This is a genomic window from Lysinibacillus sp. F12 (genome assembly GCF_057773605.1).
In genome coordinates, this window is sequence record NZ_JBYMLP010000002.1 from 1,240,846 (window position 1) to 1,259,741 (window position 18,896).

Genomic DNA, 18,896 nt, shown 5'->3' on the forward strand with positions numbered 1-18,896 from the left:
CCACTAACTTTAACGATAATTCATATTTTAATCTCAAGAGTGATGGAACTCACAATTTTTTTAACATCGTAATAAATTCCGTTGGCGTACTAAATTCGAGCTCTTTCACAAATCCTAATTTTTCATATAGGAATATAGCTCGCTTATTGAATAGGGCGACTGTTAAACGGAGTGGCAGAGGATATTCTTCCTCCATATTCTTGATGATAAATGAAAAGAACTTTGTGCCAAAACCTTTTCCTGTTAGCGTTGGTTTCATGCCAATACCAATATCTATATAATCTTCTGAATAAGCATTATAATCATGTCCTTTTGGCACTTGCGCAGCTGACCCCGTGCAATAAAAACCGATTAAGTCCTCTTGCTCATTAATTATGGCAAAGTAAGGATTATCAAGAAACTCCCGCAAGGATTCCTCGGATAATTCATTATTATAAAAATCATAGGGCTCTTCATATTGCCAACATATAATTTCCTGAGCATACTTTTCATTCATTTTTCGAATGAACAATCCCATCCGTCTCACACCCTTATCCAAATTTAAAAAGAAAGCTGTCTAAAAAGTAATTTCTAAACTTTTTAGACAGCATAAATGTAGTTTTAATTGTTAGTCATAGTCTGCTCTGCTACCATTTCTTGAATACGTTTTAATGCACCTGGCTCCATTTCTTCCACAGCTGTCCCTGCTTCCTCTAATGCTTTGGAATAACGGAATTGATGGAATGCTTCCTCCGCCTCTTTTAAACGCGCATTTAATGTTGGATTGGATGCACGATGACGATTACCATACTGAATAATACGTTCTATGAGCATTACATTCTCTATTAACTCATGAGCTTTTGCTCTAACATCCTCTACACAAAGTGTTGCAGCATTTAAATTATTATGAACCGTTCCCATATTAAGCGGAACTTCCTGCAGACTTTGCATAACTACATATATATGCTCTGCCGCTTCATCAAGTCGTGCGTCCATCTCCTCTGGGACTCCTGGAATATTCGCCTTATTTAGTAGACGATCTGTATCTTGTAATATTTTCTTTAAGTTTTCAACTTGAGCGCGGGCCTTGTTTTCATCAATACGAAGTTTCTTCATTGTATTAGACAGATGACCTTGCTCTTCATGAATTCGTTCAAGCTCTTCACTTATTTCAATTAATTCTTCTTGTAAGCTTGAATACGCAGACTTTTCTTCTTTGACCCGCATGGCTAATAAATCGTAACGACGTTGCAGTGCTTCCAATTGCTTTAATGCTGCTTTTGGAATTTCAGCATCCTTTTCATTTAAGTGATAGCTTTGTTGTACATAGGTTGCCTCATCACTCACTGATTTTGTAGACGTAATAACATTTGTAATTGAGCTTAATAAACGATCACAATTTTGATCCACATAATTTTTGGCAATAACCTCTTTTTCCAGTAAATCATAAAAATGATCGATTTCTTCATTGATTTCTGTTACACGAGGTTTAACCACCATTAAATTTAGCTCTGCTAGGTCATTTTTTAACTTAGCAAATTCTTTTTCATAATTATTTAATGCCTCTGCTAATTCTAAATGCTGCAGATAGTAGGATTGGTCTTCCATTTCACGTTGACCATTACGCAATTCTTGAACGGCTCCCGGCAGCTTAACTTGTAATTCCGTCAAAATTGTTGGGACATCATTAATATATTCGAATGTCTGCTGGGATTCTTGATTTAAGCTAATCACAATTTCTCTCGCCTGCAAGTAATTACCTTCATTCGTCAGAACATCAAATTTTTCAAACTGCTCAACAAATTCCTCTAGCTTTTTCTCCAGTGCAGGTAATGCTACACCAAAGGAATGCTGGTGTGCTAGCAATGTTTTTCTTGCAGAACGGTAATATTCCTTTAACTGTTCAATTTCAATTCTATTTTTTTCTTCGCTGCCAATTAATTCATTTAATTCCTCTAAAATTTTATCTTTATCTTGGTCACATTTTTTGATATAGTCTTCGATTTCACGTTCAATTAATGTCGCTTTTTTAAAACGAAGTCGATTAATTTGATCTTCTGCATCAAATAAAAGTGAATCGATTTTAGTCATATGTACATCGATGACTTCATCCCAAATATTGCGCCATCGTTCAAACATTTCTTCCGTTTCACCGTTCATGTTCAAAGATTTTACTTTTGAAATTTCTTCATTTATAGGTTTATGTTGTATTTGTAATTTTTCATTTTCAAGTTTTGCAATAATTGCAACATGTTTTCTTCGCATCATAAATCCTACTATGGCTAAAATTAATAGTAGGATAATCGGAATGATGATATACTCCATCGTAAGCCTCCTATTCTACAATAAACGAATTGGCTAGTTGTATTTATTATATACTATGTTTTCGCCTTTTGTACTAAAATTTAAGTGATTTTCAGAAAACTGTATTTTTGCTATTGTAAAATATTAAGATAGCAGTCTATAGATCTAAAGGAGTGGTACATTTTGAAACGTGATGGGCATATACATAGTCCTTATTGTCCACATGGCAGTTCGGACACGTTCATTCAATATATTGAAAAAGCAATTTCTCATAATTTCACAGATATAACGTTTACAGAACACGCCCCATTACCAGCAGGGTTTATTGATCCTACCCCACTCCAAGATAGTGGGATGAAACCCGAGTATCTCATGCCATACATTGAAGAATTACAATGCCTGCAAAAACAATATGCAAAAGACATTCGAATTCGTATCGGATTAGAAGTTGATTATATCAAAGGTTTTGAACAAGAAACTCGTCATTTTCTTGATACATATGGACATTTTTTAGATGATGCCATCTTGTCAGTCCATTTTTTACAGTGGCAGGACACCTTTGAATGTATCGACTTCTCTCCTAAATGCTTTATTGATTTCTCTAAGAAAGTTGGCTCTATTGAACAGGTATATCATTTATATTATGATACAGTCCTACACTCTATAAAAGCAGACCTTGGTTCTTATAAGCCAAAAAGGATTGGGCACCCATCACTGATTCATAAATTTCAGCTAGCTCATCATGAGAAAATTAATGACGACATTCGACTTTACCAAGTTTTGGACAGTATGAAGCAAAATGGCTATGAATTAGATGTAAATAGTGCTGGTATAAGTAAACCATTTTGTCAGGAGCCCTATCCACCATTTGCCTTTATCAATTATTGTCAGGCGATTGAATTACCTTATGTATTTGGTTCCGATGCCCATAGTGTGACTGATTTACATCAACATTATAATGTTATATTACCGATCTAAATAACTTTTAAACGAGGTGCTTGTATGTTTACACAAATTAATTATGAAGGATCCATTGCTGACCAGTATCTTACACTATCTAAGCAATTAGACGCACTACTAACTGGTGAAAAGGATCAGATTGCAAATTTAAGCAATGCTTCTGCACTCCTCCATCAATTTTTAACAAATATTAACTGGGTGGGGTTCTATCTCTTACAGGAAAATGAGCTTGTACTCGGTCCATTTCAAGGTCTGCCTGCCTGTGTTAGAATACCAATTGGCCGTGGGGTTTGCGGAACAGCTGTGGCAACAAAAGAAACGATTGTTGTCAAAGATGTTCACGAATTCCCAGGACATATTGCGTGCGATGCTGCCTCCCAATCTGAAATTGTCATACCATTAATGAAACAAGGTGAGGTCATGGGTGTACTTGATATCGATAGCCCTACTGTGAATCGCTTCTCCAAGGAAGATCAAGCTGGTTTAGAGCATTTTGTTCAAACACTACTACTTCATATATAAGATGTTAAAAAATTGCCCTGAAATGCATTGTCATTTCAGGGCAATTTATTTTATAGAACCATTTACAAGAACTCCATCCATATTATTGGTTTTGAAAAGAACCATCATGGATGCAAAAACGATTTTTACCACTATTTTTTGCTTCATATAGAGCGGTATCAGCATGTAAGAAAACAGATTGGAATGCTGGTCGGTCTTGATCATTCCATGTAATGAGTCCTGCTGAAATTGTTACTTGAGGATCGGTGGCACTTGGAATTACTTCAACGATGGCTGATGCTAATTCCAAAGCTTCTTTTTCACTAATGTTAGGTACATATATGGACATCTCTTCGCCGCCCCATCTTGCACAAATTCCTCGACTACCTATTGTTTCCTTCAACTGAACGGCAATCTGCATCAGTATTTTATCACCTACTTGATGACCATACGTGTCATTTATGCGTTTAAAATTATCAATATCAATGAGCAAAAACATACCTGATTGATCATATTCAAGAGACTTTTCTACAAAATGATCAAGGTAACTACGTGCATATAGTTTCGTTAAATGATCCAAATCGACCATTTCCTGAAGCTGTGTTCGTAAAATAGAGTTTGCAATTGCTAAAGATGAGTGGTGGATTAAAGACTGCATTAATTTAAAGCTATCAAACGAAAAGAAATACGGCTCTTTATGTAAAACGATACTAAAGCCATTGATCTTTTCTTCCATTAGAATGGGGATGGCCATTATGGAACGATATTCAATTTGTTTAGAGGTTAATCGACTAAAATCAGCTATAAACAGCGGATCATTAGTTTGAGTAAAATGTTGTTCAACATGCTTAATATAGGTTTGACCCTCTTCAGAACTAAATAGCGAAGTACTTGCCCCCGCTACTTCAAAGGTGTCATCTTTTTTAAAGGCGAAGCAAACTTCCATTGGTTGGAAGGATTTCAGCAACTGCTTTTGCAGGAAAAGTAACATTTCATGAATGTCAATCCTCATATTTAAACGATGTGATGTTTCATTGATAAGTTGTAAGTCACTGACGAGGCGATGCGACTGATGATATAGCTTTGCATTTTCTAGTGCATTTCCTGACGCCTGCGCAAGCATCCGTACAAAATCTTTTTCAGTCGTTGAAAAAAGGTAAGTAGTTGGAGCACTCACTTGTAATATGCCATAAATAGCTTGCCTTCCTTTAATAGGGGCATTTAATAAACGGCAATTTAAATCAATCGCAAGTTCTGTTGTTAACTCTCCTGATACAAAAGCCTCAATAGTGGTAGGTCTTTCCGATAAATAATCAAAAAGCTTAATATCGATGGTCGTGTGTCGGTCTTGATCATTCGATAATATAAGCTCTACATTAAATTCAGGGAAGTTATCCCTTATATTTTTCAATACATTTTCCAAAATTAAATCAATATCCATTGTTGAATGAAATAAATCAGTCATGTTATATAGTTTTCTATATTGGTCTTCATTTATTTTTACATCTAAATTATCTTTCATCATTTGAAGAACCTGAGAAAGTATTTCTATACATTTTTCGCCGTAATCTGAGGTCATAAAGTCTGTCCAAGACTCTGTTGCCTCCACAAGTAATACACCAATGGGATTATTGCCCTCTGCTTGGAAAAGCACCATATCTGTCATCATTGAATAGGCCTGTCTTGCCTTTAATATATAAGGAATTTTCACTACTTTTTGTTGATAAAAACTAGCTTCAATCATCAGCCATGACACAGCATTTAGCTTTGTTTCAATCGTTAATGAAGCCATCTCCTCAATAGGTATTAAAGAATTACCTTCAAAACTAAGAAAAGCTACATTATCAATTTCCAAGTGTTTCTTAAGACACTGTTTTAATGAATAAAAATACCCATTAAAACTAGCTTGTTCTTCATTAGAACTCACCCAAAAGCTCAAAACATCAGATTTTATATATTTTAGCGTTTGTAAATGGTCTGTCATGAAATCACCTTTTCTATATAACGTCCAAATCAATTACTATTAACTTATAATATATTATACATAATTTGTGTCATTTTGACTATGTAAATTCTCCCTTACTTTTACATTTTAGATTTTACAGCGCATCTTTAACTATTTCTAACACATTAGGAATGGACAGTGAGAATTTTCTACTATATGCCTGTAATAAAATTTTAAATACTATTAATTGACGTACATGTCCTAAGCAGTTACAATGGAGGTTGTGTAAAATGAACGCAGCAGTGGTATAAGCTTATATTGTATTTTATTCCTCTATTTTCTTCTGTACAACTAATTAGATAGTCAACTTTTAAAAATAGATGGTGTATTGTGTAACCTAACGGCTGCATAGGCGAAAATACATGAAAATAAAATGCGTGTAAGAATGGGTACTACTGGTTTTTGTTTTACAACAAAAAAACCAAATTTAAAGGAGGAGACAACAATATGTCTCGTTATACAGGTCCATCTTGGAAATTATCACGTCGTCTTGGTATCTCACTAAGCGGTACAGGTAAAGAAATCGAAAAACGTCCTTACGCACCAGGACAACACGGTCCAAACCAACGTAAAAAATTATCAGAATACGGTTTACAACTTCAAGAGAAGCAAAAACTTCGTCACATGTACGGCATGAACGAACGTCAATTCCGTACATTGTTTAACCGCGCTGGTAAAATGAAAGGTGTACACGGTGAAAACTTCATGATCCTTCTTGAAACTCGCCTTGACAACTTAGTTTACCGTTTAGGTTTAGCTCGTACTCGTCGTGGAGCTCGTCAATTAGTAAACCACGGTCACATCTTAGTAGATGGCAAACGCGTTGATATCCCATCATTCAGCGTAAAACCAGGTCAAACGATTTCTCTTCGCGAAAAATCTCAAAACCTTGCTGTTGTTGGAGAAGCAATCGAAGTAAACAACTTCGTACCTGACTACTTAACTTTTGACGCTGACAAAAAAGAAGGTACATTCACTCGCCTTCCAGAGCGTTCTGAGTTATCAGCTGAAATCAACGAATCATTCATCGTAGAGTACTACTCTCGTTAATTTTTTAACGATAGAAATCTTCGGATTCTTAAACCCCGTAGCCTTGGTATACCAAGTGTTTACGGGGTTTTTGTTTTGTATTTTACTTTGGATAATTAGCGTTTTTTACTGGGGGTTTAGGGGAGCGAATGAGGGAACGTCACTTTAATTTATTTCAAAAAAATCAACGGACAGATGTACATTTATCTTCATTCCGAAGCACAAAACGAGCTACACAGGCTTACAGAGAAAAAAACAGAGATAAAACAAGGGAACATTCAGCGAAGAGTTCAGAAAAGAGTTACATTAATAAGTACTGTGATTTAGATGACTTGGCTGAATTAAAAAGTGAATAAATTAATAAAAACCAGGTACACACTTTCAATTGAGCGCCTGGTCTTTGCTTTAAATCCTAATCAAATTCTTTTTTTATCTGTAATGCAAATTCTTCAATAGATTTTCTATCTTGATAAATTGTAATACCAATACCGGAACGAGTAGCTCTATGAGAGTTATATTCTCCTGCATCAATCCAAAATTGGAATTGGTAAACCTGTTCATCAATTAGATCACTATTATTCGCTAAAATAGCAAATGAAAAAGATGGATCCGTTGAGTCCCATACTTCTGCTTCCAATAATTCGTCCCAATTATTTAATATCAGTGTATGCAGCATTATAAGGTCACTTCGTAAAACCAAAAACTTAAAATCTAAATGATGTTCACCACAATTAAGTTTAATCAAAATATTACTGGAAACAGTATCACTCGCTATATTAACAACTTCTAAACTTGTCTTTGAGGCATCAAATGATCTATCGTATAAGGTTGCCATAATTAAATCTTACCATCCCCAGTTACTATTAATAAATTTCTTAGCGATTTCCCCACTATCAGGTCTGTAAACCGTTGCAACCTCTTTTGAATTCCCTATAAACACTACATTAATATTTTGATCTTTATCGTAAATAGCTCTAGCACGTGTATGTTTATCCATGAATTTTCTTCCATTTACAATTACATCAGCAACTTGTTTGGAAGAAAGTTGACGTGCGTTAGCCTGTATAACTGCGTGTGAAGAAAATTTCACTGTTGCTTTTGGAATTTGTTTTACAACTAGTTTAACACATGTAACTGCAACGAACCATACAATCGGAGCGATCCTTGGAGCAACAATAAACTGTTCAGATTCCAGTGAATTCATAAAAGGAGTTCGTGCAGTGTTAAAAAGTATAGAGTGTGGCGTTCTGAAATTCTATTAGAAGATGGTGAACAGCTTAAAGAAAATGGTTATGTATTTATTTCTTCACAAACAAAAGAGCCGTATGCAGATAACAGTCTAAATAATGAAATCCCTCGGCCACGAAAAGATTGAAACGACTATTATTTATATGGAGAAGGTGTTTGATTAACTACTTTTCAATAATTAGGATAAAAGATAATAATTGCTCCTACTTCTACATCTACGAAGGGATTCAGGCAGTCCATCGTAGTATATTACACACCAATGTTATTATTATTAATTCTTCTAATACCTGTTTGACCGGGGTTCCTGCTAATCTCTTCTCAATTGCCTTCATTTTTACTTCTATTGGATAACCTACTTTTGTTCCCATAGAAAAAACACCTCCGTTGATTGTTTGGTTATCCTTATACCCGTATCTCAACAAAAGGTGTTTATATATATCATTTTTATAGGTCAGTGGGTCTTCATAGTAGCTTTTTACCGTATTGGTGATAATGCTTTTTGCTCTAGATATTTGTAAAATCTAAGACCTCTGAAATAATCTTCAATATAAGAATCTACTAATAAGACAAAGACATCGTCTTCACCACTTCCAATTCACTGACTTCTCCATCAGAACATACATTCCTGGTTGTAATTTCAAGAAATCCTTTTAACTTTGCTAGGATTACTTAATTTTAAAATGTGCAATTTGACCTTTTAAGTTTTCAACCATCTCGTTTAATTGATTAGCTGTTCCTAGCATTTCTTCCATAAAAGCAGATTGCTCTTGCATAGTTGAAGCAATATTTTGGGTACCTGCTGATGTTTGCTCCAATGATTGCACAGTTGTCTCAGTAGTCCCTAATACTTGTTCAGAGCTTGCTGATATTTGTTCTACTGTTGAAGCAATTGATTGCGTTCGCATACTAATGTTTGAAATTAGAGATGAGATTTTTTGAAAAGTATCTCCAGCCAATCTTATTGCGATAGTCTCATGATTAATTTCATCTACTACTCTCGTAATAGCTTCAACCGATTCATTAGAATTGTTTTGCATTTCAGAGATTAATTTAGTTATGTCATTAGCAGATTGGGCAGATTGTTCTGCTAAATGTCTTATTTCATCTGCGACAACAGCAAATCCTTTTCCGTATTCACCTGCACGAGCAGCCTCAATAGCTGCATTTAATGCTAGTAAATTAATTTGATCTGAAATACTTGTAATAACATTTGTAATTTGTCCTACTTCTTTAGAACGTCGATGCATTTGTTCTGTCATTTGCATAGAGGCTTTTGAAAGCTCGTTAATTGAATCAATTCCTTGTACGGATTGTTGAATGACATGATTACCTTGATTGGATTCTTCAGATGTTCTAATAGATTCATCAGAAACGTTTGTAGTAGATTCTGTGATTTCTACTATCCCCTCTGATATTTCTCTAATCGCAATTTGATTTTGAATAGCCCCAGTTGTTACCATTTCACTACTTACTGAAACTTCCTGAATTGCTGCTGATACCTGATTGGCCATTTCTGTCACTTGCTCTATACTTTGCGTCAATTCTTTAGACCCGCTTGCTACATAGTCTGCTGTTGAGGATACATGACCTATAACTTCTTTTAGCTGCACTTGCATACTATTAAAACTTGATGCAAGCTGACCAATTTCATCATTACTTGTATTTTTAATTTCCTGTGTTAAATCACCAGCAGCAATTACTTTAGTATAATCAACAAGTTCATTTAACGGTTTAGAAATTCTTTTAGCAGTGAAATATGCTAGTATACCACTTACCACAATAAATATAAGTGCTAATAACACACATACCTTTATTAATAAATTCTCCAGATCAACTATAAAATCTGCATCTTCATCTAACCCTAAGACAGAATCTGTTCCTGGAACTTGTAAAAATGTAGACTTATGAGCGCCGTAATCATCTATATAAATATCACTTGTAACCATTTTAGTTGTATCTAGCGCTGCTTTTTGTTCATCTGTAAACGCTAGTGGTGATAAATACTTATCGTCATTACCTAAAAATAAAATGACTTCTTTATTATCTACTTTACTCATAATATACACATTTTCTAATTCATACTCTTTTTGAAAGTCATTTCCTCTGGACAACAGTTCTTGATATGCACTTTTGTTTGTTTTAGCACTATTGATTAATTCTTTATCAAATAACTCTTCAAAGTCATCCATTTTCATTGTTAAGCTCTCTTCAAACTGAGGAATAATATATCCATCGATTAAACGCTCAGCTACAATAAATATGGCAAAACTAAAAATTGTGCTTATAACAATAATAGGCATTAATACGTTTAATAATATTTTCTTTCTAATGGTCATACCTTTAAACATCGTTAACGCTCCTAACTGTAATATAAAGTTAACTATTATTAAACAAATACCAATTCATTTAACGTAATATATTGATTCAGATCTAAATTCAATAACCTAGTATTTTCTTTTAAATCTGGTGATTTATGGAATATTACAGCAAAAGTAGAGCTTTCATTCACTTTCATCCGTCGATATTCTAAAATTTCTTCAAAATTTAGTTTAAACGCTTCATGATTAATAGACACAACTTTCTTACAATCAATAGATGCATCTATTTCAGCACAACAAAAACTATAAATTGAATCATCCATTTGATTAATTATATTTTCCCAATCAGGCTTTTGTTGTTTAAAAAAGTACTCGCATGCGTTGACACCATATGCATAAACGCCAAGTTCATTTGTACCGATACCAGCAAATCTAAGTGGGTTTACTTCAATAGGAACTATCTGTCCGAGATTATCGATGCGAATTTCAATATGTATAGGGACAAGCTTTAATGCGAAGAGCGATGAAATAGTTTTTAAAAATTGTTGAATGTTGTTGAGGGACTCATTTATTACTTGCTTACTCGTATAGTAAATTCTATCGCTCATGTCCTTCTCATGCCTAAACATTCTTTTAAAAATATTTAGGATAACAGGCTCGCCTTCTTCTGTAAAATATACGTCAACAGCGTATTCATCACCTTCAATTAATTTCTCAATTATAAAGGAGTGATTATTAATAACTTCGATTGGATACTCTGCACTTGTAACTTCCATTTCAAACTTAAGTTGTTCAATAGTTTCTTTATATTCTTCTACCTTATCAATACGATGTACTCCTACACTTGAATATCCTATAACTGGCTTAACAATAATAGGGAAAGGTAGTGAACCAGGATCTAATTCATCTAATTCTTTTAGAGATACTTCTGTGAAAAAGAAATCTTTAAAATGACTACTTAATGTTTTCCTGAAAGTAACTTTATTTTTCAAAATATCTGTAACAATTGTTAAGTAGTGATTAGGTGCATATTTAGATAAAATATTAAGTCCATTTTCAGAGTTAAAGAGAATTTGATAATTCTTCTTCTCTAATTCAATCAACAAATCGTCTACCTTTTTTAAACTTATAGTAGATTCATTTGGTATAAAAACTTCATTTAATTTGATAACTGGAATTTTATTCTTACTAACTGTGTGCGCTAATAAATCAGAAACATAAGGTCTATCTAGTATTATCAACTTTTACACTCCTATCTGTATATTTTTCTAAATATCCATAGCCTAAAATAATTATTAAAAGTATGTTAGAATAACTATCATCTATATTAATATAAAATACCTATAATATCCATAGTTTCGCATTTTATTATTTAGGTAATTTTACATCGTAATTGATAAAAAGGATATCTAACTACTAACAAGTATATTTACCTATATAATATAACTCTTATACTGTTAATCTTTTTTAATATTGGAGCATTCATTTTAGTACTCAACGTTGACACTTCCGCTATGGCCACTGTGTTTGTCATAATTATTAAGTGTAAATAATTCCATAATTTACCTACACGGAAATAAACTCCGTTAATTGATCAATCACTCAAAAATTTCTGCTCATTGCGTCCATTTCGTTAAAGAAACGGATGTTTTTTCAAGAGCCAAAAAAGAAAAAGAGCAGCTAGTGCTACTCCTTCGATAAATCTCACATTCGCTTTAAAATTTCCCTTCGTAATAAAGAAATATAGTCTTGTTCTTCAGGCGACTTAAAGTAAATACAGTTATAATAAATATACTCTTCAAACAATTCTATATCGACCATTTCAATTGGATTTTTCCATTCCAGATCTCCCAATAATGTTTGTTGCACCATTTTTTCACTCACACTATCAGCCCCGTTTTTTTCGCAAGAATACATAATTACTCACGCTAATATACCAGTATATAACATCAGTATAATAAAAGAGAGCGGTCTATATTATTCTTTTCATTTTATGCTTGTTGTTTTGTTGGTGCTAATACGATTTCTCTAATATTTACACTTTGAGGCTGATTAAATACAAAATAAATTGTTTCTGCTACTGTACTTGGATTTAAACCACCATGAATTGATTCCTTCCATTCTATGTAGTTCTCTTTAATTTGTTCATCAGATGTGTGTGATAGTAACTCGGTCTCAACCACACCTGGTGCAATTGTTATCACACGTACGTTATGCTTTGAAACCTCTTCACGAACATTTTCACTCATTGAATGAACTGCGAATTTCGTCCCCACATATGCCGCATGATCAGCAAATGTTTTCTTTCCAGCAATAGAACTTACATTAATAATAGTTCCTGTTTGACGTTCAATCATAGAAGGCAATACTGCTTGCATTCCATTTAACATACCTAACACATTTACATCATACATTTCTTTCCATTCAAGAGGATTTTGTTTAGCGATATCGCCCAATAACATACGTCCAGCATTATTTACGATTGCTTCAACTGGTCCAAATTTGTCTTCAGCTGCCATAAGAGCTTTATCTAAAGCCTCTCTATCTGTTACATCCACACTTGCTTTAATTACATTATCTCCTGTAAATTGATCTAACAAATGTGCACGACGTGCTATAACTAAAACGTTATACCCATTTTGTATAAACTTCTTTGCTGTTGCTTCACCAATACCTGATGAAGCACCTGTAATTGCAATATATCCTGTTTTCATTCTGATTGTCACTCCTTCTTTGATTTCTAAGTAAAATCAGTTTACAATTAAATCTACTTAAGATAAAGTAGGCACCTCTTTGTCCCTTAGTAACCTTAAGGTACTTAATAAAGGAGAGCAATGAATTGGATAAGAAAAAATATTTAAATGAGTTTGATGCTACAATGCAAATTATTCAAGGAAAATGGAAAATAATGATTTTATATGAACTATACGAAAACCCTCTCAAACGATTTGGAGAGCTTCAAAGATATATTGAGGATATTTCACATAAAACACTATCCAGACAATTAAGAGAACTTGAAATGGATGGATTAATAGTAAAAAATGTATATCCAGAAGTTCCTCCTCGTGTAGAATATTCCATAACTAAAAAAGGATTGTCCCTTATTCCTTTACTCGATATGATTTGTGAATGGGGAATTACTCATGTAAAGAAGGAACATTTAGAACGTGTGTTATGTGGGTTGGAGGAGAATTAAATAAACAACCAATTACTTGTTCATTGAAGAATATGTTGCTTTATTCTCAAGAGTATCATTTTCTAGAAATTGCATTTTGATAAATAGATTTTTTTATTTAACTAATGCTTAATGATTTCCCTTTATTGCTACAGAGATCCTTAAATTCAAAGAAAAGGGAATTAGTTGAGAGAAGTAAAGCCCTTATCACGTTAGATTTAAGTTAGAGAAGGATGGAAATCAACGTGTTATTATTGACAGAAAGTTGATAGTATTCTCGGTCAGAGAAATGCTGTTTTAATGTTTCCACTTGTTTAAGAGGTCGTTTTATCACCTTCAAGACACATGAGTTTTTAAACACTTTATAAAAAACTTTTTAGCCTCAGTTTGACTACCAAAACCCGCCCCCTTATTAAACAAAGACGAAGAAGGTACTGTGAAGCTCTAATTTCTCAGTACCCTAAATTGTTAAATGATATTTTCACACTATGTTCAAACAAAGTTAGGACAATCTTTTACCCCTTTTTTTAAAGATAGCAAGGATTTCCCATTTGTTCGATTCTTCCATTTTTTAATTGCACGATAAAATCAGCGATAGCATAGGCATCCTCTTCATCGTGTGTAACAAAATAGATGTAATATTTGCGCGCTTTAAAATGTCACGTAAATCTTTTCTAATTTTTACTTGAAGCTCGGTATCTAAGTTACTAAAAGGCTCGTCTAACAGTAGTAAACGAGGTTTAGGGGCAAGTGCCCTAGCAATTGCAATACATTGCTGTTGACCGTCACTCTAAGAGAGAATTGGATTCTTTATTATTTGTCATCAATGACTATCTTGGATTAAAAGAGCAGTTGAAAGGACTATAACTTAAGTTGAATAATGCTCTTTTATTGAACAAATTTTTAAAAATAATTTTTAACGAAATTGAAAAACTTCCATTTCAATCAATTTCTTGGTTGCGCTATTCAACAAATTAGCCATTTAAAAAATTTAAACTATCTGAAGATGAGGGCATTAACGAAATAAGCTTCTTTTCTTATATATCCCTTGGGTTCTCAGGGCGTAGAGATTGGTATGAGGGTTATTCTAGAAATACACCGTCCGTATATTCAGAATTTCTTAATATTATTATAATCAACAATCATAACTCCCTCTCACTTATGAAAATTTTATATACTTTAAAATAATAATTACATCGCTTCAAAATAACATAACCACTATCTTAATATTAAAAAACAAATATCAGTTATTTACTATTCTTAGACCCCTTCAAATAGAACCATTTCCAAAAAAATATATTTTATTTTTATAGTAAAACATTTTATAAAACATATTACAATCAGCATTCTTATACCTTTCACATTTTTAAAGAACATTTTAACAAGCTAACTTTTTTGTAAAATAATAACAAGGATAAAGCGAGCAATTTTAATAAAAATACGAGTTGAACTTTAATAAAAAATAGAATACGATGAATTCCGAAAGGTGGTTCACCATCATTCAAGCAATAATAATTTTTAAAAAGGGGTTGGAAGTATGTCAGACGTTCTAAAGCAATTTGTTATGCCGAAAAAAAACTTATTTGGACCTGGAGCAATTCAAGAAGTTGGTAAACACTTAAATGATTTAGAAGTGAAGAAGACATTAATCGTAACAGATGAGGGCTTACACAAATTAGGTCTCTCTGAACAAATTGCAAACATCATTACAGCTGCTGGAATTGATGTAGCAATTTTCCCTAAAGCAGAACCAAATCCAACAGATCAAAATATTGAAGATGGCATAGCAGCTTACCATGCTGAAAGCTGTGATTCAATCGTTTCTCTTGGAGGAGGGAGCGCTCATGATGCAGCAAAAGGTATCGGACTTATTGCTTCGAATGGTGGACGCATTCAAGATTATGAAGGCGTTGATAAATCACAAAATCCACTTGTGCCATTAATTGCTATTAATACAACGGCTGGTACTGCTAGTGAAATGACTCGTTTCACGATTATTACAGATACAGCACGTAAAGTAAAAATGGCCATTGTTGATAAACATGTGACTCCGTTACTTTCGATTAATGATCCCGAACAGATGATTGGGTTACCTCCTGCTCTAACAGCTGCTACTGGTGTTGATGCATTGACACATGCTATTGAATCATTTGTTTCGACAAATGCAACACCAATTACAGACGCTTGTGCTGAGAAGGTACTTCAACTAGTTCCTGAATTTTTACCACGTGCCTATGCAAATGGAGCTGATTTAGAAGCACGTGAACAAATGGTATATGCACAATTTTTAGCTGGTATGGCTTTTAATAATGCTTCACTAGGCTATGTCCATGCGATTGCTCATCAGTTAGGTGGCTATTATAATCTACCTCATGGCGTATGTAATGCCATTTTATTACCACATGTTTGCCGCTTCAATGTAACAGCACGTACTGAGCGTTTTGCTCGCATTGCTGAATTATTAGGTGAAAATGTGACAGGATTAAGTAAGCGTGATGCTGCTGAAAAAGCTATTTCAGCTATTGAAAAGCTATCAAAGGATTTAAATATTCCTAGTGGCTTCCGCGAACTAGGTGCAAAAGATGAGGATATTGAAATTTTAGCAAAAAATGCGATGTTAGATGTTTGCGCTGAGACAAATCCTCGTAAAGCAACACTAGATGATATTAAACAAATTATTACAAATGCAATGGGCCCTATCGTGAAAAAAGAGGAATCGCTTGAAGCTGTTGCTGCTCTTTCATAATTAATAAAAAAACAAAAGGTGGAGATAAACCAAGTTTTTCTCCACCTTTTTTCTATGCTCAAAGATGAAAATGATGTAAACACATTGTTTAGAATGGAAACTCTCGCTATACTTTTCTTAAAAAGAATAGGAGATAACAAATGCGTTTAATCTCGATATGTCCAAGCAATACAGAGCTTGTAGCCTATTTAGGACTGACAGACCAGCTTGTTGGAGTAGATGATTTCTCCGATTGGCCATCAAGCGTTAAAGATTTGCCACAGCTTGGTCCAGATTTATCTATTAATATGAACGATTTAGAGGCATTACACCCCGATCTTGTTCTTGCATCTTTAAGTGTGCCTGGAATGGAAAAAAACATCGAGGAATTGCAAAGAAGAAATATCCCTCATATTGTTTTTAATGCGAACTCGTTAGAGGAAATTGCACAAGATCTCCTTTCACTCGGGAGAGCTTGCCATGTAGAAGAACGTGCTAAAATAATCGCAGAAGAATATTTGCAATCCATTGACAAAATGCGTATAGTTGCTAATTCCCTCACGAAGAAACCTACTCTATACTGGGAATGGTGGCCAAACCCAATTTTTACACCAGGAAAAATAAATTGGCTAACAGAAATTAGTGCTATTGCAGGCGGAGTCAATTTATTTCACGATATAGAACTAGCCAGTGTTCAAACTGATTGGGCAGATGTTGTTAAACGAAAGCCCGACTATATCATGATGGCTTGGGTAGGTGTAGCTTTTGAGCGTATACAGCCGGCCAACTTATTAAAGCGTCCCCATGCAAGTGAGCTACATGCTGTGAAAATGGAACAGCTTCATGTAATGGAGGAATGGCTTTATTGTCGGCCTTCTCCCCGTCTTATTGAAGGGGCTATAAAACTGGCAAAAATACTGCACCCTCAGCAATATGAACACATAAAATCGCCAAGTTTTCTATAATAAAAAAACAACATCCCCTTTATGATCGGGGATGTTGTTTAAATTAAAATCATTATACAAACTTTACCATATGATATTTTTTCTTACCGCGACGAACAATGCTAAAGGCATCCTCTAGACGATCCTTTGCATCGACTACATATTCTAAATCCGTCACTTTTTCACCATTGACACTAATTGCACCATTCGAAACGTCCTCACGTGCCTGACGTTTCGATGATGAGATACCAGCTTCTACAAGAAGGTCCACAATATTTTTATCTTCTTTTGCCATTTCAATAGAAGGAACATCTTTAAAGGCATCCTTCATTTCTTCAGCCGAAAGTGCTTTTAAATCGCCTGAAAATAAAGCTGCTGTAATGCGAATAGCTTGCTCTAACGCCGCTTGACCATGAATTAATCGTGTCATTTCCTCAGCAAGTGATTTTTGAGCCTTACGTAAATGTGGCTCTTCTTCTACAGAAACAGCTAATGCTTCAATCTCTTCACGAGTAAGGAAAGTGAATATTTTCAAGTATTTGATGACATCTGCATCAGCAGCATTGATCCAAAATTGATAGAATTCATATGGAGATGTTTTCTTACCATCTAACCAGACAGCACCACCAGCTGTTTTACCAAATTTCGTACCATCGGCTTTCGTTACTAATGGAATCGTAATCCCAAAGGCTTTAGTTTCTTCTTCATGTGTCTTACGAATAACCTCTAAACCTGTTGTAATATTACCCCATTGATCAGAGCCACCTACTTGAATACGACAATTGTAGTGGTTGTATAAATGATTGTAATCAATCCCTTGAATTAATGTATAAGCAAACTCTGTGAAAGATATCCCCGTGTCAAGACGAGAAGCAATTGTATCTTTTGCCAACATGTAGTTAACATTAATTAATTTCCCATAATCACGTAAAAATTCAATCGTATTTATATTGCCAATCCAGTCACGATTGTTCACAAGCTGAGCGCCATTACCATCTTCAGCAAAGTCAAAAATTCGTTCTAGTTGACCGCGAATCCCTTGAACATTTTTATCGATTTGCTCCACAGTTTGTAATTGACGCTCTTCTGAACGACCTGATGGATCTCCAATCATGCCTGTAGCCCCACCCACAAGTAAAATTGGACGGTGACCAGCTTTTTGGAAGCGACGTAATGTTAAAAGCGGGACAATATGCCCGATATGCATAGAATCTGCTGTTGGATCAACACCACAGTATAAAGAGACGGACTGTTCTTCTAATAGTTTTGCCATACCATCAGCATCGGTTTGTTGGTATAGCAGCCCACGCCATTCTAAATCTTGTAATAATTCGTTTGTCATGATGATTCCTCCTAATTGATTGAAATTCGCTACGTGCATGGACAAGTTCATGAAATAAAAAAATCCCTACACGCAAACAATTGCATGCAGGGACGTTAAATTGTAAATTAACGCGGTACCACCCGGCTTGAAGATGTCATCCACCTTCCACTTCATTCAACCGCCTTTATCGCAGGCGCGCACGTCTAAGCTCCAAGCACGTAATTCGTCTCTACATTATGACCAGTTTTCACCAACCACTGGCTCTCTAAACAGGGAATATAGAAACTACTCCAAACTCTTCATCACTAGAAAACTATAAACATTATTCTATACGAATCTATTTCAAAGTCAATAACTATGTTCGAGCTAAAACAATATGTGCTA

16 protein-coding genes, 1 pseudogene and 1 other annotated feature are annotated in these 18,896 nt (G+C 34.4%); of the genes and pseudogenes, 6 read left to right on the forward strand and 11 right to left on the reverse strand.

All coding sequences use genetic code 11. From position 1 onward, the window contains the following. Positions 1 to 49: 49 nt before the first annotated feature. Both AC3CH7_RS13205 and ezrA read right to left on the reverse strand, forming a co-directional pair. On the reverse strand, positions 50 to 517 hold the full coding sequence (locus tag AC3CH7_RS13205) for a GNAT family N-acetyltransferase (RefSeq protein ID WP_031418608.1): 468 nt from the start codon (positions 515 to 517) through the stop codon (positions 50 to 52). An 83-nt stretch (positions 518 to 600) separates the two neighbouring features. Beyond that, positions 601 to 2,304, reverse strand: a complete 1,704-nt coding sequence (gene ezrA, locus AC3CH7_RS13210) for a septation ring formation regulator EzrA (RefSeq protein WP_012295646.1) — start codon at positions 2,302 to 2,304, stop codon at positions 601 to 603. Positions 2,305 to 2,466: 162 nt separating this feature from the next. On the opposite strand from ezrA, the gene hisJ reads away from it, so the two are divergent. Continuing rightward, positions 2,467 to 3,261, forward strand: coding sequence for a histidinol-phosphatase HisJ (gene hisJ, locus AC3CH7_RS13215; RefSeq protein ID WP_099805814.1), 795 nt, complete (start codon positions 2,467 to 2,469; stop codon positions 3,259 to 3,261). A gap of 24 nt (positions 3,262 to 3,285) precedes the next feature. Beyond that, complete coding sequence (locus tag AC3CH7_RS13220) at positions 3,286 to 3,765, forward strand: GAF domain-containing protein (RefSeq protein ID WP_012295648.1); 480 nt, start codon at positions 3,286 to 3,288, stop codon at positions 3,763 to 3,765. 82 nt (positions 3,766 to 3,847) lie between these two features. On the opposite strand, the gene AC3CH7_RS13225 is transcribed toward AC3CH7_RS13220, so the two are convergent. Next, positions 3,848 to 5,728, reverse strand: coding sequence for a sensor domain-containing diguanylate cyclase (locus tag AC3CH7_RS13225; protein ID WP_488381774.1), 1,881 nt, complete (start codon positions 5,726 to 5,728; stop codon positions 3,848 to 3,850). A 468-nt stretch (positions 5,729 to 6,196) separates the two neighbouring features. Between AC3CH7_RS13225 and rpsD the strand changes: the two genes are divergently transcribed. Continuing rightward, entirely contained in the window at positions 6,197 to 6,799 is a 603-nt protein-coding gene (gene rpsD / locus AC3CH7_RS13230) for a 30S ribosomal protein S4 (RefSeq protein WP_008176787.1), read from the forward strand. A gap of 391 nt (positions 6,800 to 7,190) precedes the next feature. Here rpsD and AC3CH7_RS13235 read toward each other — a convergent pair whose 3' ends face one another. The 6 genes from AC3CH7_RS13235 to AC3CH7_RS13260 all read right to left on the reverse strand — a co-directional run bounded on the left by AC3CH7_RS13235 (position 7,191) and on the right by AC3CH7_RS13260 (position 13,058). Then, entirely contained in the window at positions 7,191 to 7,613 is a 423-nt protein-coding gene (locus AC3CH7_RS13235) for a hypothetical protein (RefSeq protein ID WP_036164614.1), read from the reverse strand. A gap of 9 nt (positions 7,614 to 7,622) precedes the next feature. Next, on the reverse strand, positions 7,623 to 7,982 hold the full coding sequence (locus AC3CH7_RS13240; protein ID WP_036164616.1) for a hypothetical protein: 360 nt from the start codon (positions 7,980 to 7,982) through the stop codon (positions 7,623 to 7,625). 709 nt (positions 7,983 to 8,691) lie between these two features. Beyond that, positions 8,692 to 10,374 carry a methyl-accepting chemotaxis protein gene (locus AC3CH7_RS13245; protein ID WP_012295671.1) on the reverse strand — a complete coding sequence of 561 codons (1,683 nt, stop codon included), beginning with the start codon at positions 10,372 to 10,374 and terminating at the stop codon, positions 8,692 to 8,694. Positions 10,375 to 10,412: 38 nt separating this feature from the next. After that, positions 10,413 to 11,585 (reverse strand): ATP-grasp domain-containing protein, encoded by a 1,173-nt coding sequence (locus tag AC3CH7_RS13250; protein ID WP_488381775.1) that lies wholly within the window; start codon positions 11,583 to 11,585, stop codon positions 10,413 to 10,415. Between the two features lie 463 nt (positions 11,586 to 12,048). Then, positions 12,049 to 12,228: a hypothetical protein gene (locus AC3CH7_RS13255; RefSeq protein WP_036162313.1), complete on the reverse strand. Its 180-nt coding sequence runs from the start codon at positions 12,226 to 12,228 to the stop codon at positions 12,049 to 12,051. Positions 12,229 to 12,335: 107 nt separating this feature from the next. Then, on the reverse strand, positions 12,336 to 13,058 hold the full coding sequence (locus AC3CH7_RS13260) for an SDR family oxidoreductase (RefSeq protein ID WP_012295674.1): 723 nt from the start codon (positions 13,056 to 13,058) through the stop codon (positions 12,336 to 12,338). Between the two features lie 125 nt (positions 13,059 to 13,183). On the opposite strand from AC3CH7_RS13260, the gene AC3CH7_RS13265 reads away from it, so the two are divergent. Next, entirely contained in the window at positions 13,184 to 13,540 is a 357-nt protein-coding gene (locus AC3CH7_RS13265; RefSeq protein WP_012295675.1) for a winged helix-turn-helix transcriptional regulator, read from the forward strand. Between the two features lie 506 nt (positions 13,541 to 14,046). On the opposite strand, the pseudogene AC3CH7_RS13270 reads toward AC3CH7_RS13265, so the two are convergent. Further along, positions 14,047 to 14,309: pseudogene (locus AC3CH7_RS13270) on the reverse strand (ATP-binding cassette domain-containing protein); the annotation flags it as partial. A 747-nt stretch (positions 14,310 to 15,056) separates the two neighbouring features. Between AC3CH7_RS13270 and AC3CH7_RS13275 the strand changes: the two are divergent. Together AC3CH7_RS13275 and AC3CH7_RS13280 are read left to right on the forward strand one after the other, a co-directional pair. After that, entirely contained in the window at positions 15,057 to 16,265 is a 1,209-nt protein-coding gene (locus AC3CH7_RS13275) for an iron-containing alcohol dehydrogenase (RefSeq protein ID WP_488381776.1), read from the forward strand. Positions 16,266 to 16,405: 140 nt separating this feature from the next. Next, positions 16,406 to 17,209, forward strand: a complete 804-nt coding sequence (locus AC3CH7_RS13280; RefSeq protein ID WP_488381777.1) for a cobalamin-binding protein — start codon at positions 16,406 to 16,408, stop codon at positions 17,207 to 17,209. Positions 17,210 to 17,261: 52 nt separating this feature from the next. Here AC3CH7_RS13280 and tyrS read toward each other — a convergent pair whose 3' ends face one another. Beyond that, positions 17,262 to 18,530 (reverse strand): tyrosine--tRNA ligase, encoded by a 1,269-nt coding sequence (tyrS, locus tag AC3CH7_RS13285; RefSeq protein WP_031418597.1) that lies wholly within the window; start codon positions 18,528 to 18,530, stop codon positions 17,262 to 17,264. 85 nt (positions 18,531 to 18,615) lie between these two features. Then, positions 18,616 to 18,824 (reverse strand) — a binding site (T-box leader). Between the last annotated feature and the right edge of the window lie 72 nt (positions 18,825 to 18,896).

Coding starts and splice junctions, on each gene's coding strand:
- AC3CH7_RS13240 (WP_036164616.1), bottom strand. CDS start 7,982: ATGAATTCACTGGAATCTGAACAGTTTATTGTTGCTCCAAGGATCGCT.
- rpsD (WP_008176787.1), top strand. CDS start 6,197: ATGTCTCGTTATACAGGTCCATCTTGGAAATTATCACGTCGTCTTGGT.
- AC3CH7_RS13225 (WP_488381774.1), bottom strand. CDS start 5,728: ATGACAGACCATTTACAAACGCTAAAATATATAAAATCTGATGTTTTG.
- AC3CH7_RS13260 (WP_012295674.1), bottom strand. CDS start 13,058: ATGAAAACAGGATATATTGCAATTACAGGTGCTTCATCAGGTATTGGT.
- AC3CH7_RS13280 (WP_488381777.1), top strand. CDS start 16,406: ATGCGTTTAATCTCGATATGTCCAAGCAATACAGAGCTTGTAGCCTAT.
- AC3CH7_RS13235 (WP_036164614.1), bottom strand. CDS start 7,613: ATGGCAACCTTATACGATAGATCATTTGATGCCTCAAAGACAAGTTTA.
- tyrS (WP_031418597.1), bottom strand. CDS start 18,530: ATGACAAACGAATTATTACAAGATTTAGAATGGCGTGGGCTGCTATAC.
- AC3CH7_RS13205 (WP_031418608.1), bottom strand. CDS start 517: ATGGGATTGTTCATTCGAAAAATGAATGAAAAGTATGCTCAGGAAATT.
- AC3CH7_RS13220 (WP_012295648.1), top strand. CDS start 3,286: ATGTTTACACAAATTAATTATGAAGGATCCATTGCTGACCAGTATCTT.
- AC3CH7_RS13245 (WP_012295671.1), bottom strand. CDS start 10,374: ATGTTTAAAGGTATGACCATTAGAAAGAAAATATTATTAAACGTATTA.
- AC3CH7_RS13275 (WP_488381776.1), top strand. CDS start 15,057: ATGTCAGACGTTCTAAAGCAATTTGTTATGCCGAAAAAAAACTTATTT.
- ezrA (WP_012295646.1), bottom strand. CDS start 2,304: ATGGAGTATATCATCATTCCGATTATCCTACTATTAATTTTAGCCATA.